Origin of the sequence: Vibrio floridensis (genome assembly GCF_021852965.1) — a bacterium.
GTDB classification, from domain to species: Bacteria; Pseudomonadota; Gammaproteobacteria; order Enterobacterales; family Vibrionaceae; genus Vibrio; species Vibrio floridensis.
This window is the reverse complement of record NZ_JAKGCY010000003.1, coordinates 331,553-346,747: the sequence shown is the minus strand read 5'-3', so window position 1 is coordinate 346,747 and position 15,195 is coordinate 331,553. Positions and strand designations below refer to the sequence as shown.

General features: G+C 45.0%; 14 protein-coding genes and 2 tRNA genes. 11 read left to right on the top strand and 5 right to left on the bottom strand.

Going from position 1 to position 15,195, the window contains the following annotated elements; genetic code table 11:
• Nucleotides 1-9: 9 nt before the first annotated feature.
• Nucleotides 10-1,302: a peptidoglycan DD-metalloendopeptidase family protein gene (locus tag LZU85_RS07880; protein WP_176299199.1), complete on the bottom strand. Its 1,293-nt coding sequence runs from the start codon at nt 1,300-1,302 to the stop codon at nt 10-12.
• A 127-nt stretch (nt 1,303-1,429) separates the two neighbouring features.
• Here LZU85_RS07880 and tyrS point away from each other — a divergent pair, with 127 nt between their 5' ends.
• Nucleotides 1,430-2,617 carry a tyrosine--tRNA ligase gene (tyrS, locus tag LZU85_RS07875; RefSeq protein ID WP_237286833.1) on the top strand — a complete coding sequence of 396 codons (1,188 nt, stop codon included), beginning with the start codon at nt 1,430-1,432 and terminating at the stop codon, nt 2,615-2,617.
• 40 nt (nt 2,618-2,657) lie between these two features.
• On the opposite strand, the gene LZU85_RS07870 is transcribed toward tyrS, so the two are convergent.
• The 3 genes from LZU85_RS07870 to LZU85_RS07860 all read right to left on the bottom strand — a co-directional run bounded on the left by LZU85_RS07870 (nt 2,658) and on the right by LZU85_RS07860 (nt 5,669).
• A complete protein-coding gene (locus tag LZU85_RS07870; protein WP_225464460.1) occupies nt 2,658-3,074 on the bottom strand; it encodes a YbaN family protein in 417 nt (138 codons plus the stop codon).
• Nucleotides 3,075-3,148: 74 nt separating this feature from the next.
• The gene (gene dacB, locus LZU85_RS07865) at nt 3,149-4,579 is read right to left on the bottom strand and encodes a serine-type D-Ala-D-Ala carboxypeptidase (protein ID WP_237286832.1); all 1,431 of its coding nucleotides are present in this window, start codon (nt 4,577-4,579) and stop codon (nt 3,149-3,151) included.
• A 94-nt stretch (nt 4,580-4,673) separates the two neighbouring features.
• Nucleotides 4,674-5,669 carry a porin gene (locus tag LZU85_RS07860; RefSeq protein ID WP_237286831.1) on the bottom strand — a complete coding sequence of 332 codons (996 nt, stop codon included), beginning with the start codon at nt 5,667-5,669 and terminating at the stop codon, nt 4,674-4,676.
• Between the two features lie 550 nt (nt 5,670-6,219).
• On the opposite strand from LZU85_RS07860, the gene greA reads away from it, so the two are divergent.
• Nucleotides 6,220-6,693: a transcription elongation factor GreA gene (gene greA / locus LZU85_RS07855; protein WP_176299195.1), complete on the top strand. Its 474-nt coding sequence runs from the start codon at nt 6,220-6,222 to the stop codon at nt 6,691-6,693.
• A gap of 73 nt (nt 6,694-6,766) precedes the next feature.
• On the opposite strand, the gene yhbY is transcribed toward greA, so the two are convergent.
• Nucleotides 6,767-7,063, bottom strand: coding sequence for a ribosome assembly RNA-binding protein YhbY (gene yhbY / locus LZU85_RS07850; RefSeq protein ID WP_176299194.1), 297 nt, complete (start codon nt 7,061-7,063; stop codon nt 6,767-6,769).
• A gap of 138 nt (nt 7,064-7,201) precedes the next feature.
• On the opposite strand from yhbY, the gene rlmE reads away from it, so the two are divergent.
• From rlmE to nusA, 9 genes are all read left to right on the top strand, one after another.
• Nucleotides 7,202-7,831: a 23S rRNA (uridine(2552)-2'-O)-methyltransferase RlmE gene (gene rlmE / locus LZU85_RS07845; RefSeq protein ID WP_176299193.1), complete on the top strand. Its 630-nt coding sequence runs from the start codon at nt 7,202-7,204 to the stop codon at nt 7,829-7,831.
• A 107-nt stretch (nt 7,832-7,938) separates the two neighbouring features.
• Complete coding sequence (ftsH, locus tag LZU85_RS07840) at nt 7,939-9,891, top strand: ATP-dependent zinc metalloprotease FtsH (RefSeq protein ID WP_176299192.1); 1,953 nt, start codon at nt 7,939-7,941, stop codon at nt 9,889-9,891.
• A gap of 57 nt (nt 9,892-9,948) precedes the next feature.
• Nucleotides 9,949-10,779: a dihydropteroate synthase gene (gene folP, locus LZU85_RS07835; protein ID WP_176299191.1), complete on the top strand. Its 831-nt coding sequence runs from the start codon at nt 9,949-9,951 to the stop codon at nt 10,777-10,779.
• A gap of 29 nt (nt 10,780-10,808) precedes the next feature.
• Nucleotides 10,809-12,149, top strand: a complete 1,341-nt coding sequence (gene glmM, locus LZU85_RS07830; protein WP_176299190.1) for a phosphoglucosamine mutase — start codon at nt 10,809-10,811, stop codon at nt 12,147-12,149.
• 261 nt (nt 12,150-12,410) lie between these two features.
• The gene (secG, locus tag LZU85_RS07825; RefSeq protein ID WP_176299189.1) at nt 12,411-12,743 is read left to right on the top strand and encodes a preprotein translocase subunit SecG; all 333 of its coding nucleotides are present in this window, start codon (nt 12,411-12,413) and stop codon (nt 12,741-12,743) included.
• 17 nt (nt 12,744-12,760) lie between these two features.
• Nucleotides 12,761-12,844, top strand: a tRNA-Leu gene (locus LZU85_RS07820).
• Nucleotides 12,845-12,900: 56 nt separating this feature from the next.
• Nucleotides 12,901-12,977: transfer RNA gene (locus LZU85_RS07815), tRNA-Met, on the top strand.
• A gap of 229 nt (nt 12,978-13,206) precedes the next feature.
• Nucleotides 13,207-13,662, top strand: coding sequence for a ribosome maturation factor RimP (rimP, locus tag LZU85_RS07810; RefSeq protein WP_176298914.1), 456 nt, complete (start codon nt 13,207-13,209; stop codon nt 13,660-13,662).
• Nucleotides 13,663-13,697: 35 nt separating this feature from the next.
• The gene (gene nusA / locus LZU85_RS07805; RefSeq protein WP_176298913.1) at nt 13,698-15,185 is read left to right on the top strand and encodes a transcription termination factor NusA; all 1,488 of its coding nucleotides are present in this window, start codon (nt 13,698-13,700) and stop codon (nt 15,183-15,185) included.
• Nucleotides 15,186-15,195 lie beyond the last annotated feature (10 nt).

The following is a 15,195-nucleotide window of genomic DNA, read 5'->3' as shown; positions in this document are numbered from 1 at the left end:
TTAAGTGGGTTAGTTCATTGCCAGTAACTTACTGTAGCGCTCTAATTTATCGAGACGCAGTTTAGAATTGGCGATGAAGGTCTCTTTTGCTTGTCCGCTCAACGATTGAGCTTGAGGTAAGCTGACCGTTCTGGGGTTTTTATGAACCCCGTTAACCAAGAATTCATAATGCAAGTGAGGGCCCGTTACACGGCCTGTACCGCCTAGAGTACCAATACTTTGACCTTGTTTGACTCGTTGTCCGGTTTTGACTAATTTCTTTTGTAGATGCAAATACTTCGTCAGATAAGTGTTGCTGTGGCGGATAAACACATAGTTGCCGTTAAATTGGTTGTACCCTGCTTGTTGTACGACGCCATCGCCTGCTGCCCAAATTGGTGTGCCGACGGGCGCAACGTAATCGGTACCTCGGTGCGCTTTGACTTGTCCGGTGACGGGATGTAGTCGACGAGGATTGAAGTTAGAGCTTACGCGTCGGAAATCGATAGGTGCCCGCAAGAACGCTTTCTTCATTGCTCGCCCGTTCTCGTCGTAATAGTTGCCTGTTTTGTCATCATAGATAGCGGTGAAGGTATCGCCTTGGTTGTGGAAAATGGCTGCAATAATTCGGCCACGACCGATGACTTCGCCCTCCACAACCTGTTCTTGATAAAGCACGCGAAAGCTGTCGCGTTCACGAATGTCTTGAGCAAAGTCGATATCCCAGCCAAAAATTCCGGCGAGCTCCATGATTTGGTTCGCAGTCAGGCCTGCGCCAATCGCGGCGTTCCAAAAATTTGATGTAATGGCCGCTTCAGCATAAGCGAACTGGTAGTTCACTTCTTTGTTGTTGAGTTGAGAAGTATATCCAGCGGCGGTTCGGCTGATTTCGAAAGTTTCAAACGCGCTCAACTGGCGTCTGAGCTTGACGAGTTGATCCTGTGCATCAAAGCCAAACTGCAATAGATCACCTGGCTTCAAGCGAGATAATTGGTTTTTGATCTCATCATTGGTTGTGATCAGCTGATGAAGCAAAGATGCTGATAATCCGATTCGCTGGAACAAAATCGCAGCGCTTTCCCCTTCATTGACACGATATCGTTCCCATCGATGTACTGAGGACTCTGCCGATAAAGCAGGGCTAATGGACAAGCGTTGCATCTCGATATCAACAGGGTAGTGACGCCCCAATTCCAAACGGTTCTCTTTAGGACGTAACTCACTGGCGTTAGGCAAAAGAAACAAGGCGACAAAAATCATCGCGCTAAAAAAGCCGATCAGCACTTTGTGCAATATGGGAAGACGGGCAAAAATTGAAAGCATATCGAGTTTATACGGTTGATGAAGACAAAATTAACAACGGAACAGTCTAACTTGTTTCAAAAATCATCGCTATTCAAGTAAGATGTCCAGCTATTATATTTTGCCAAATTTGTGGGAGTGAACAAGCATGGCGAGCATTGAAGCCGCTTTAGCCGAGATTAAGCGCGGTGTTGAAGAGCTGATTCCAGAAGAAGAGTTAATCGCAAAACTAAAAGAAGGTCGTCCTCTTCGCATTAAATTGGGTGCCGATCCAACTGCGCCTGATATTCACTTAGGTCATACCGTCATTTTGAATAAGCTGCGTGCATTTCAAGATCTTGGCCATGATGTGACATTTTTGATTGGTGACTTTACTGGTATGGTCGGTGATCCAACGGGTAAAAACTCGACGCGCCCACCGTTGACTCGTGAAGATGTGCTACGCAATGCTGAAACCTATAAGCAGCAAGTGTTCAAAATTCTTGATCCTGCGAAAACGAAAATTCAGTTTAACTCTGAATGGTTGTCTGAGCTTGGTGCCGAAGGCATGATTCGTCTTGCGGCAAACCAAACTGTTGCACGTATGCTAGAGCGTGATGATTTCAAAAAACGCTATGCAGGTGGTCAGCCAATCGCGATTCATGAGTTTATGTACCCACTTCTACAAGGCTATGACTCTGTAGCGATGGAAACCGACGTAGAGCTCGGTGGTACTGACCAGAAGTTTAACTTGCTAATGGGCCGTGAACTGCAAAAAGCGAACGGACAAAAACCGCAAGTGGTATTGATGATGCCTCTTCTTGTTGGCCTAGACGGCGAGAAGAAAATGTCAAAATCAGCCCACAACTACATTGGTGTTAGCGAAGCACCAAGCGAGATGTTTGGTAAGATCATGTCCATCTCAGACGATCTGATGTGGAGCTACTACGAGTTGCTTTCTTTCCGTCCATTGGAAGAGTTAGCTCAGTTCAAAGCGGATGTTGCAGCAGGTAAAAACCCACGTGATATCAAAGTACTGTTAGCAAAAGAGATCATTGCTCGTTTCCATAGTGAAGCCGATGCGGATGCGGCAGAGCAAGAGTTCGTGAACCGTTTTGCGAAAAATCAGATCCCTGATGAAATGCCGGAGTTTACTTTTGCTGTAGGCACGCCAATGGCGAACTTGCTAAAAGAAGCAGAGCTATGTTCATCAACATCGGAAGCGATGCGTATGGTGAAGCAAGGCGCGGCCAAGATGGATGGTGAAAAAGTAGAAGATGCCAAAGTAGAACCAGCCGTTGGTACGTATGTGTTCCAAGTTGGTAAACGTAAGTTTGCTCGAATCACCATTGCGTAAGATGCGCCCCTAGGACATCTCACTACTATTGAAAAGCGCCTTAAAGGCGCTTTTTTTCTGCTTGTTGATAGGTTTTGAAACGTAAGATGAACCAAGTTTCAAAGAGGAGAAGCGACAAAATGGCGTACTGCCAATGCGTTCCGTAAGCCACAAAAAATAATACGCTGAGCATAGATACCCAAATCAACAGTAAAGAGTGAGTTTTCTCTCGCCGCGTTAAACCTTGTTTCTTGTTAAGGCGCTGTGCTAAAGGTCCAAGCTTAGGATGATTGAGTAGCCACTGTTGAAAAACAGGGGAAGATTTCCCGAAACAGTATAGCGCCAATAGGATAAAGGGCACCGTGGGTAACAGTGGCACTGTGACGCCGATGGTGCCTAGAATGACACACGTCCAGCCAATGCAGCTGTAACCTTTACGGCGAAAGGCTTCTTTGTTTTTTATTGGGTGATGTTTCATGATGATGTTCCCCAGCCAAATATCAACAAGTATGGCTGGGGTTTGCCTGAAATGGCAACTTGTGCTGTTTTTCGTTAGTGGTGTTTTACTTGTGTGAACTCAACTAAGTCTCGATAAAACTCACGCTCAAAGCGTGTGATAGGCGCAACATTGCTACTCTCTTCACTTTTATCAGGGTAGTAATCGGTAATAAATTGAATGAAGGCGGCGCTTGGCTGTCCGTTCTGATCTAACACAAATCCAGCCATATTATAGCTGCCATAAAGTGAGCCACTTTTAGCAACGATCTGCCCTTTAACTGGGTCACTGCGCATACTTTGGCGGTACTTTAGGGTGCCGGATTCTCCGGATTTGGGCATCAATGCCACTAAACCGAGCTCTTTATCGTGTTGCCAGATGTATTTTAAGATCGACATCATATCCATAGGGTTGATGCGATTATTACGCGACAAGCCCGAACCGTCGGCGAGTTGAGCGCGAGAAAGATCGATTCCTGCTTTGGAATAAAGGATCTGTTTCACCGCTTCAGTGCCATTGGCAAAGCTACCGGGTTGCAAGTAAAAGCGAGCACCAATCGCTTTGGTAAGGTTGTCGGCAATAAGATTATCAGAGTCCTTTAGCATGGTGTCTAATAACTCTGGCAAGGTTGCTGAAGAGTGGCTGGCAATGACATTGGCTTTGTTCGGCATGACGCCAATTTTAATTTCTCCATCAAGTTCGATTTTGAGCTGTCTCAACAAGGTATATAAGGTTCGACTCGTGTATTGAGTTGAGTCTTGAATCGCGAACTTAAGGGGCAAGGGTTTGTCTCTCTCAACTAGGCAGCCTTGCAATTGATATTGGTTGTTATCCCCCGTCAACAGCTCTAAGTCGCAATGATTACTCTGTTGGATCGCTTTAGAGACGGTTTTTGCATTGGTGGTAACGTGAATCGGGTACTGCTCTGGTACGTAAACTCGTGTATTGCCATCGGCCAATGTGTAAATAGAGGCCTGTGCGCAGTTCTCATCTAATGTGATGGCACTTGAAGGGGCGCTGTAGCAGACACCCAAAATATCCCAAGGCCAACCCACTGCGCGCTCATAGCCTGTAAACACCGAGTTATCGAGCCAAAGGTCTCCACGAATGTTCGCGCCATTCTGCTGCTTGTAGGCTTCTAAAAGCTGTTTTAAATGTGCGGTTTTAAGCGTGGGATCGCCAGAGAAACGAATGCTGATGTCACGGCCATTGCTTAACAGTTCGGTGGTGAAGGCAAAGTCGTCTTCAAGTTCCAGTTTGGCCGCTAGGGCGGTGGCCAGTTTGAGTGTGCTTGCTGGCGGAAAAAAGCGGGTATTTTGCGCTAAGGTTTGCCAAGAGGTTTGGCTTTGTAAGTCTTCAACCCAAATACTGCTTCTACTGCCATCTGGGAGATTGCTTAGCGGTGAGTATTCTTCTGCATGAATGGTGGGAGAAGCAGCAAGCAAGAAGCAAAAGCTCGATGCGAAAAATGAAGCGAGAAAACGCATTATGACAACCCAATCTATCTAGAATGGCTTGATTATAGCGAGGATAAAAAACGCCCGCTAGTTGCGGGCGTTTACGATTCAGTCAAGGCTGAAATTAGAAGTCGTAACGTAGACCTAGTGCTAGCTCGTCTTCTGCATCTGCTTTAGTGATCCCTTTCGCTGCGTCAGCATCTAGCAGGTTGAAGTTGTATGAAACGTAACCACGGAAGTTAGGTTTAAAGTAGTAGGTTGCGTCAACAGCAAAGTTATCTGCTGATGTTTCTTTATCTGTTTCGGCGTTGTTGTACGTAGTGGTGAACACGGTTTGACCCAAAGTGTATTTCGCTGCTAATTCATAACCGGTGTAATCAACATTTTTAGCTACTTCACCGTCAGTAAACACACCCGCAAAATATAGGTTGCCCATGGTGTAAGAGGCCGCTAGCATGTATTCGTTTTGCTCGGCTTGATCAGCGTAACCACCACCAAGCGTTAGGCCTGTTTGGCCAATAGCGTAGATAGCTGATAGAGAGTAGCCATCTTTACCGTTGTCACCATAACGGTCTACGGTGTCTTTGTCACCAGCAATTGATCCATTTGAAGTCAGTTCTGTGCGATCAGCAAAACGGTAGCTTGCTTTTACACTTAGTGCGTCGAATTGGCCTTTGTATGACAGCATGTTGTCGGTACGATCTGCTGCTGAGATTTTGTAAGCCGCAGAGTTACCGTGGTAAGCCATGATATCGGTGAAGTCGGTGATTACGCCTAGTGCGCCATCGTTTTTACCGTAAGTCACTTCACCGAACTTGCCGCCTAGACCTGCGTAAGTGTAACGGTTGTCTAGATCGCTGCCATCAGCGTTGTCTGCAGTAGTGAATTCACCTTCGTAGAAACCAACACCGTATAGACCGTCTTGGATTTCTACTTTACCTAGGAAGTTAAGACGAATACGAGAGTTGTCTGCAACGTTACCATCTTTCATCGATAGGCGAGCTTCAGCACGGCCGCCCATGTCTAGAGAAGTGCCATCTTGGTTGTAAAGTTCAGCAGCGTTAACGCCAGTTGCCACTGCAGCAGCAGATACAGAAAGTGCGATTAATGTCTTTTTCATTGTTTTGTTGTCCTAGTTTAGCTGTCCATAATCTTTTGGATTGTGAGAGCAATATCTCACAGATTATCACTATGGTTCTAGATTCATAAATGAGATGAATCTCAAATAGTCACACTAGAGTTATTGGTTGACGTCAATGTTGTACAACTAAAGTTCCTTGATCTGTTAGTAAAATAATATAAATTCCGATTTTGAACGGTGTTCAATTATTTGGTTTATATCTTAAGTATTTGTATTTTTGGGTTTATATTTGGCATGACACTCTTCTGACATTGGTTTTTTTTATGTTTTTTTAGTTAATTTCCCTCTCAAAAAGTGGTGTTGTTGGCGTTTAAATAAAGCCAAATAAAACTGATAAGTTACAGGAATGAGTTCTAGGAAATGGCTTTTTAGGTTCAGTGGCAAGGAGGAAATGGACACAATCAATTTAAGATGATCTAGACTGAAACTTTGTTTACACTAGACAAAATTAATCCGTTCCGTAACTACCCAAACCAGTGTTTGGGTAGGTTTTTTTTGTCCAAAGTTGACTTTGGCATTGAGGTTGAAAATGGAAAAAGTTCCAATGACGGTTCGCGGCGAACAGTTGCTGCGCAAAGAATTAGATCGACTTTTAAAAAGACGCCCATTGATCACTGAAGCGATTGCAGAAGCTCGTGAACTTGGCGATTTAAAAGAAAATGCTGAATATCATGCAGCTCGAGAAGAGCAAGGTATATGTGAAGCGCAAATTCGAGATATCGAGTACAAGCTTTCCATGGCTCAAGTTATTGATGTCAGTAAAATGGATAACGCGGGTAAGGTGATTTTTGGTGCGACTGTCACTTTGATTGACTGTGATACTGAAGAAGAAAAAACCTACCAAATCGTGGGTGATGATGAAGCGGACATTAAATCTGGCCGTATCTCTGTCAACTCACCGATAGCTCGTGGCCTTATTGGCAAGATGGAAGGTGACGAAGTGGCCATTTCTACGCCTGGTGGCACGAAAGACTTTGAAATTGATAGCGTCGAATATTTGTAATTTGATGGCTCTCAGAATGAAAAAGGTCGCCAATGGCGACCTTTCTTTTGTGCTTTGAAGAAGCGTTAACGAATTACTTACGAGGAAGTTCGATTTTTCGCTCTTCTGATTGACGGAAAAGAACAAGTGTTTTTCCGATGACTTGAACTTTTTCTGCGCCTGTTTCGCGCACAATGGCATCAACGATCAGCAACTTTGTTTCACGATCTTCAGAAGCGATTTTTACTTTGATCAGCTCGTGGAAGTTTAGTGCGATCTCAATTTCGGCTAGCACGGCTTCAGTAAGTCCATTTGCGCCCATTAGCACAACAGGTTTTAAACTGTGAGCTAGGCCTTTTAGGTGCTGCTTTTGTTTGGTGCTTAGGTTCATTACGCCGCCATTTTTGTTTAAACTAAGGGTTGAAAAAACCTATTTTAACGCCATCTATTGCTGAAGACTATAATTTATTAATTAATAGGTTCTGCCTATTAAATTGATAACTCTGCAACTGGCTTTTTTGAGACTAGAATGAGTAAACAAAAACATTCAGCGAGCTCTGGCCGCTGGTTAAAAGAACATTTTGACGATAAGTATGCGAACGAAGCCAGAAGAAAAGGTTACCGTTCTCGTGCTATCTTTAAACTTGAAGAAATTCAACAAAAAGACAAATTGCTAAAACCAGGCATGACGGTCGTCGATTTAGGTGCAGCTCCAGGTGGTTGGTCTCAATACGCTATTGGTGTGGTTGGAGATTCTGGACGCGTAATTGCTTGTGATATCTTGCCGATGGATTCCATTGCTGGTGTTTCTTTCCTACAAGGTGATTTTAGAGAAGAAGCGGTACTGGAGGCGTTATTGAATCGCATTCAACCTGATATGGTAGATGTTGTGATGTCGGATATGGCGCCTAATATTGCCGGCAACAATTCAGTTGATCAGCCTCGTGCAATGTACTTAGTTGAATTGGCTTTAGATATGTGTCGACAAGTTCTTGCGCCTAATGGTAGCTTTGTTGTAAAGGTTTTCCAAGGCGAAGGCTTTGATGAATATGTCAAAGAAGTCCGAAACATGTTTAAAGTCGTAAAAATCAGGAAACCAGACTCATCGAGAGCGCGCTCACGAGAAGTCTTTGTCGTAGCCACTGGTTACAAAGGTTAACTATTTGCCTTCACAGGTAAAAGTTAACACTATAGATACAGGTTACAAACTGTAGTACCCTACCTTTAATTACAATTAGTTATCGAGAGGCTGACACCTTGAGTGACATGGCAAAAAATTTAATTCTGTGGCTGGTTATCGCTGTCGTGCTAATGTCGGTATTCCAGAGCTTCGGCCCTGGGGAAAATAATGGCAGAGCAGTGGATTACACCACATTCGTACAGGAAGTTGGTCAAGGCCAGATTCAAGAAGCGACATTTAAAGACGGTCAAATTACCTTCGTTAGACGTGGTGGTGGCGGTAAGTTTGTGACTTACATGCCAGTATATGACCAGAAGCTATTAGATGACCTGATCAACCAAAACGTAAAAGTACAAGGGACACCACCAGAAGAGCAAAGCTTGCTCGGTACTATCTTCATCTCTTGGTTCCCAATGATCCTCCTTATTGGTGTATGGATTTTCTTCATGCGTCAAATGCAAGGCGGCGGCGGTAAAGGCGCCATGTCATTTGGGAAAAGTAAAGCCCGCATGATGAGCGAAGAGCAGATCAAAACGACATTTGGTGATGTTGCAGGCTGTGATGAAGCGAAAGAAGACGTTAAAGAACTTGTAGACTACCTACGTGATCCTAGCCGTTTCCAGAAACTGGGCGGTAAGATTCCAACTGGTGTGTTAATGGTTGGTCCTCCTGGTACCGGTAAAACGTTGCTAGCAAAGGCGATCGCTGGTGAAGCGAAGGTGCCATTTTTCACCATTTCTGGTTCCGACTTCGTTGAAATGTTTGTTGGTGTTGGTGCATCGCGTGTTCGTGATATGTTTGAACAAGCGAAAAAAGCCTCACCCTGTATCATCTTCATTGATGAAATCGATGCTGTTGGTCGCCAGCGCGGCGCAGGTGTTGGTGGTGGTCACGATGAGCGTGAGCAAACACTAAACCAAATGCTAGTTGAAATGGATGGTTTTGAAGGTAATGAAGGTATCATCGTTATTGCCGCCACTAACCGTCCAGATGTTCTGGACCCTGCATTACTTCGTCCTGGTCGTTTTGACCGTCAGGTTGTCGTTGGTTTGCCTGATGTGCGTGGTCGTGAGCAGATCCTAAAAGTGCATATGCGCAAAGTACCTTTAGCGGGTGATGTTGAGCCTTCGTTAATTGCCCGTGGCACGCCAGGCTTCTCTGGTGCTGACCTTGCAAACTTGGTAAATGAAGCAGCGTTGTTTGCTGCGCGTGGTAACAAACGTAATGTCTCCATGGTTGAGTTTGAGCTTGCTAAAGATAAAATCATGATGGGTGCAGAACGTCGCTCTATGGTGATGTCTGAAGAAATCAAAGAGTCAACAGCCTACCATGAAGCGGGTCACGCCATTGTCGGTCGCTTAGTACCTGAACATGACCCTGTTTATAAAGTTTCGATCATTCCTCGTGGCCGTGCTCTCGGTGTTACCATGTATTTGCCAGAGCAAGACCGAGTGAGTATGTCTCGTTTACATCTTGAATCTATGATTTCAAGTCTGTACGGTGGTCGTTTAGCGGAAGAGTTGATCTATGGTGTTGATAAAGTATCGACAGGCGCTTCCAATGATATCGAACGTGCAACAGATATTGCGCGTAAGATGGTGACTCAGTGGGGCTTCTCAGAAAAACTAGGTCCAATGCTGTATGCGGAAGATGAAGGCGAAGTATTCTTGGGCCGTAGCGTAACACAGACCAAACATATGTCTGACGATACTGCTAAGTTGATTGATGATGAAGTTCGCAAGTTAATTGATCGCAATTACGAGCGCGCAAGGCAGATACTGATCGATAATATGGATATTATGCATGCAATGAAAGATGCATTGATGAAGTATGAAACGATTGATGCTGGCCAGATTGACGATTTAATGGCACGCAAAGAGAGCATTCGTGAGCCTGCAGGCTGGGGCGATAAAGCGACCTCAGAGAAAACGGTACAAGCAGAAGCGAAAGCAGAAGAAAAACCGGCTGAAACTGATGCGGCTAAGCAGTCTCAAACTGAAGAAGCAGAGCAACCTACTGACAAGAAAGATGCAGAATAATAGGTTTCGTTAACTAGGAAAAACCCCGAGGTGACTCGGGGTTTTTGTGTTTTAAATATGATTCTATATTCAAACAACAAATCTTTAGACCTCTCTACCCCTGTTGTCATGGGGATTCTAAACGTCACGCCTGACTCCTTCTCTGATGGAGGAAAGTTCAATGCCCCCGCGGCTGCCCTTGCTCAAGCAGAAAAAATGATCAAAGCCGGAGTGAGTATTATAGACATCGGGGGGGAGTCTACTCGTCCTGGGGCACCAGAGGTTTTAGTGGAGGAAGAGCTTCAACGTGTAATTCCTGCCATTAAGGCAATTCGTGAAAAATACGATGTGTGGATTTCAATTGATACCAGTAAAGCGCAAGTGATGGAGCAAGCGATAGCCGCCGGTGTCGATTTGATTAATGATGTCCGTGCTTTGCAGGAGCCAGGGGCCCTTGCGGTTGCAGCAAAAGCCCAAGTCCCGATTTGCCTGATGCACATGCAAGGCCAACCTCGAAGCATGCAGCACAGCCCAAGCTATCAAGATGTGTTAAAAGAAGTTAGCGAATTTTTGGAAGAGCGTGTTGCAGCCTGTCAAGAGGTCGGTATTGCGAAAGAGCTGCTCATTCTTGACCCTGGGTTTGGTTTTGGCAAAACCATTGAACACAATTATCATTTGTTAGCGCATTTAGAGGTGTTTCAGCAATTAGGTTTGCCTATTTTAGCGGGCATGTCTCGTAAATCGATGGTTTTTAAATTACTGGACAAAAAGCCTGCAGAGTGCATGGTGGCTAGTGTAACATGTGCGACGATTGCTGCTATGAAAGGCGCTCAGATCATTCGTGTTCATGACGTTGAAGAAACCGTTGAAGCGATGCGAGTCATTCAAATGATGCATAAAAATATCTGAGTTAAATAAGAATATAAGAAGGAATAAATATGTCGGATAAAAGACGTTATTTTGGTACAGATGGTGTTCGTGGAAAAGTAGGTCAGTATCCTATTACTCCCGACTTTGTACTAAAACTTGGCTGGGCTGCAGGTCGCGTTTTGGCGAAGCAAGGAACCAAAAAAGTTATTATCGGTAAGGATACTCGTATTTCCGGTTACATGCTTGAGTCTGCACTCGAAGCGGGTCTGGCTGCTGCGGGGTTAAAAGCAACATTTACCGGTCCAATGCCGACACCCGCTGTCGCTTACCTGACACAAACATTTCGTGCGGAAGCAGGCATCGTGATTTCTGCTTCACACAACCCATATTATGACAATGGCATCAAATTTTTCTCTTCCGAAGGGACTAAATTACCCGATGATATTGAGCTCGCAATTGAAGCAGAACTCGATAAAGAGATAGAGTGTGTTGAATCTGCCGAACTGGGTAAAGCGACGCGCCTCAATGATGCAGCAGGACGTTACATCGAGTTTTGTAAAAGTACTTTCCCTTCCGCCCTTAGCTTGTCAAAACTTAAAATCGTTGTCGATTGTGCAAATGGTGCCACCTACCATATCGCCCCGAGCGTATTTACCGAGCTTGGTGCGGATGTGATTGCTATGGGCGTAACACCAAATGGAACGAACATTAACCATGAGGTAGGTGCGACCGATGTCCGCGCTCTTCAGGCACGTGTACTCGACGAAAAGGCCGATTTAGGCTTGGCGTTTGATGGCGATGGTGACCGAATTATCATGGTCGATCACTTAGGTAATAAAATCGACGGCGACCAAATTGCTTATATTATTGCGCGAGATGCATTGCGTCGTGGTGAGCTAAAAGGGGGCGTCGTAGGCACCCTAATGACAAACCTTGGTATGGAAAACGGATTAAAACAACTGGGCATTCCGTTTGTACGCGCTGCGGTTGGCGATCGCTATGTGATGGAAAAACTGTTGGAGAAAGGTTGGAGAATTGGTGCTGAAAACTCTGGTCACGTTATCCTATTGGATAAAGTGACGACGGGGGATGCAATTGTAGCCGCGCTACAAGTTCTTGCTTCGGTAGTTGGTAGCGAACTCTCCCTAAATGAGCTTTCTAAAGGTATGAGCCTGTACCCGCAAGTATTAGAAAACGTACGATTCACTGGCGATAGCAACCCATTAGAAGCGGACGCGGTGAAACATGCAGTAGCAGAAGTCGAAACAACACTAGGCACAAAAGGTCGAGTTCTACTGCGTAAATCAGGCACCGAGCCACTAATTCGTGTGATGGTAGAAGGCGAAGATAGTGAACTTGTACAAAACAGCGCACTTAAAATTGCACAAGCAGTGAAAGACAACTGCTAAATTATCACAAGCTTATCTTCTAGAATGTGAAAGGAGCTACTTTGAAAGTAGCTCTTTTTTTCGGTTAAAATTGATATTTTGCCCCTTTTTTGACCGTTCAGTGCATTGTGTTCTTTTTTTTGTATTTTTCGCTTGTCATGAATGACACCTTTCGTTAGTATTGCTCGGCCTTCAGTTAGGAGGATGCTAGCCTTGTTCTTGAGTGTCTAATTGGGACGTGAGAACGGCGCTGGCTCAACAATTTGGAACATAGGTGGAAAAATGTTTAGCGTTCTACTTGTGATTTACCTGTTGGCAGCGCTTGGTGTAATTGGCCTTGTGTTGATTCAGCAAGGTAAAGGCGCAGATATGGGAGCCTCGTTCGGAGCAGGTGCATCAAACACAGTTTTTGGTGCTGGCGGCTCAGGTAATTTCCTAACCCGAACAACTGCTATTTTAGCAACAGTATTTTTTATCGTGAGCTTGACTCTTGGTCGTATGTCTACACATAAAACTGAGTCTCAGTGGATTGACCCAACACAAGGTCAAGTTATTGAACAGGTTCAAGATAGCACGAGTGAAACTCCTGCTCAGTCAGATGAGATTCCTCAATAAGCGAAAGCTTTGAATTTGCCGAGATGGTGAAATTGGTAGACACACTAGCATGAGGTGCTAGCGCCTATGGTGTGAGGGTTCGAGTCCCTCTCTCGGCACCATTGTTTTACAAACTTGTAAATAGCTGTGTTGAGCGTATAATGCTCAGCTAGTCGGACGCGGGGTGGAGCAGCTTGGTAGCTCGTCGGGCTCATAACCCGAAGGTCGTCGGTTCAAATCCGGCCCCCGCAACCAATTTTAGATTGGATGCAAGTTTGGTAGTGCTAACCACACTACAAGTTAAATAAGTTAGTCATTTTAGTGACAAAGTTATTTAACGTATCAGGGTCCAGCAACAAAAAACCCCGACTTTCGGGGTTTTTTGTTATCTGAATTTCTCTCTGTATCAAACAGTCAGTGTTCAGATCTTGCTTGGTTTTTTTATTGGGCTCTGAGCCCTTTTTTTATTTCTGGAGTGGTTTGAATGACTGGTTTAGAAAGACAACTGACAGAGATGCTTGAAGCACCCGTTGTTGCATCAGGTTATGAGTTGGTTGGATTAGAATTTATTCGTGCTGGTGAGCACTCAACCTTGCGTATCTTTATTGACCACGAAAATGGCATCACTGTTGATGACTGTGCTGAAGTAAGTCACCAAGTGAGCGCGGTTTTGGACGTAGAAGATCCAATTTCAGTGGCTTATAGCCTAGAGGTTTCTTCACCAGGTTTAGACAGACCACTTTTTAAACCTGCACATTACGAGCAGTTCATTGGCCAAGAAGTCAATGTTGTACTGAAGATGGCTGTCGCCAACCGTCGTAAATGGAAAGGCGAAATTCATTCTGTTGATGGTGAGACGATCACGCTGACTGTTGATGGACAGCAAGAAGACTTTGCTTTGAGCAACATATCCAAAGCTAACCTTATCCCTAAATTTTAGTTCCTGAAAAAATTTTCAGATTAGAGGCTAATTAAATGAGTAAAGAAATTCTAGCGGTAGCAGAAGCGGTATCGAACGAGAAAGCGGTACCTCGTGAGCGTATCTTTGAAGCTTTGGAGATTGCTCTAGCGACTTCGACTAAGAAAAAATACGAAATCGAAATTGATGTTCGTGTTGCAATCGACCGTAAAACGGGCGAGTTCGTGACATTCCGTCGTTGGTTGGTGGTTGACGAAGTTGAAAACCCAACGAAAGAAATTTCGTTCGAAGCTGCCAACTACGACGACGAATCTGTCCAGCTTGGTGACTTTATTGAAGAAGAGATTGAGTCAGTCACGTTTGACCGCATCACCACACAAACCGCGAAACAGGTTATCGTGCAAAAAGTTCGCGAAGCGGAACGTGCACAAATCGTTGAGCAGTTTATTGACAACGAAGGTGACCTAGTTACTGGCGTTGTGAAAAAAGTAAACCGTGAAACAGTTGTTCTTGATCTAGGCAACAACGCGGAAGCGGTAATCCTACGTGACGATCAGCTACCTCGTGAAAACTTCCGTCCGGGTGACCGTGTACGTGGTCTTCTTTATAAAGTGGCGCCAGAAGCACGTGGCTTCCAACTATTCATCACGCGTTCTAAACCAGAAATGCTTGCTGAACTATTCCGAGTTGAAGTGCCTGAAATCGCAGAAGAGATCATTGAGCTTAAAGCGGCTGCACGCGATCCTGGTTCTCGCGCCAAAATTGCAGTGAAAACCAACGACAGACGTATCGATCCAGTGGGTGCGTGTGTTGGCATGCGTGGTGCTCGTGTTCAGGCGGTTTCTGGTGAGCTTGGCGGCGAGCGTATCGATATCGTGCTTTGGGACGATAACCCGGCTCAGTTCGTTATCAACGCGATGGCACCAGCGGATGTTGCATCCATCATCGTTGATGAAGATGCACACTCGATGGATATCGCAGTTGAGGCGGGTAACTTGGCTCAAGCTATCGGTCGTAATGGTCAAAACGTACGTCTTGCCTCTCAGCTAACTGGTTGGGAACTCAACGTAATGACGGTTGAAGATCTGCAAAAGAAACACGCAGAAGAGTCTCAAGCGTCAATCGAAAACTTCATGAAGTATCTGGATATTGAAGAAGACTTTGCACAACTTTTGGTTGAGGAAGGTTTCTCTACACTAGAAGAAGTCGCATACGTACCAGTTAATGAGCTATTAGAAGTTGAAGGTCTGGATGAAGACCTAATTGAAGAACTTCGTAGCCGCGCGAAAGACGCGCTAACGACAATTGCACTTGCTCGTGAAGAGTCATTTGAAGGCGTAGAGCCAGCAGAAGATCTGCTGAGCCTTGAAGGTCTTGAACGTGATATGGCCTTCAAACTGGCTGCTAAAGGTGTTTCGACACTGGAAGATCTAGCAGACCAAGGCATCGATGATTTAGAAGGTATCGACGGTCTAACAGAAGAGCGTGCCGGTCAGTTGATCATGGCAGCGCGTAATATCTGTTGGTTCGGAGAAGAAGCATAATATTCAGCAA

Coding starts and splice junctions, on each gene's coding strand:
- LZU85_RS07880 (WP_176299199.1), bottom strand. CDS start 1,302: ATGCTTTCAATTTTTGCCCGTCTTCCCATATTGCACAAAGTGCTGATC.
- tyrS (WP_237286833.1), top strand. CDS start 1,430: ATGGCGAGCATTGAAGCCGCTTTAGCCGAGATTAAGCGCGGTGTTGAA.
- LZU85_RS07870 (WP_225464460.1), bottom strand. CDS start 3,074: ATGAAACATCACCCAATAAAAAACAAAGAAGCCTTTCGCCGTAAAGGT.
- dacB (WP_237286832.1), bottom strand. CDS start 4,579: ATGCGTTTTCTCGCTTCATTTTTCGCATCGAGCTTTTGCTTCTTGCTT.
- LZU85_RS07860 (WP_237286831.1), bottom strand. CDS start 5,669: ATGAAAAAGACATTAATCGCACTTTCTGTATCTGCTGCTGCAGTGGCA.
- greA (WP_176299195.1), top strand. CDS start 6,220: ATGGAAAAAGTTCCAATGACGGTTCGCGGCGAACAGTTGCTGCGCAAA.
- yhbY (WP_176299194.1), bottom strand. CDS start 7,063: ATGAACCTAAGCACCAAACAAAAGCAGCACCTAAAAGGCCTAGCTCAC.
- rlmE (WP_176299193.1), top strand. CDS start 7,202: ATGAGTAAACAAAAACATTCAGCGAGCTCTGGCCGCTGGTTAAAAGAA.
- ftsH (WP_176299192.1), top strand. CDS start 7,939: ATGGCAAAAAATTTAATTCTGTGGCTGGTTATCGCTGTCGTGCTAATG.
- folP (WP_176299191.1), top strand. CDS start 9,949: ATGATTCTATATTCAAACAACAAATCTTTAGACCTCTCTACCCCTGTT.
- glmM (WP_176299190.1), top strand. CDS start 10,809: ATGTCGGATAAAAGACGTTATTTTGGTACAGATGGTGTTCGTGGAAAA.
- secG (WP_176299189.1), top strand. CDS start 12,411: ATGTTTAGCGTTCTACTTGTGATTTACCTGTTGGCAGCGCTTGGTGTA.
- rimP (WP_176298914.1), top strand. CDS start 13,207: ATGACTGGTTTAGAAAGACAACTGACAGAGATGCTTGAAGCACCCGTT.
- nusA (WP_176298913.1), top strand. CDS start 13,698: ATGAGTAAAGAAATTCTAGCGGTAGCAGAAGCGGTATCGAACGAGAAA.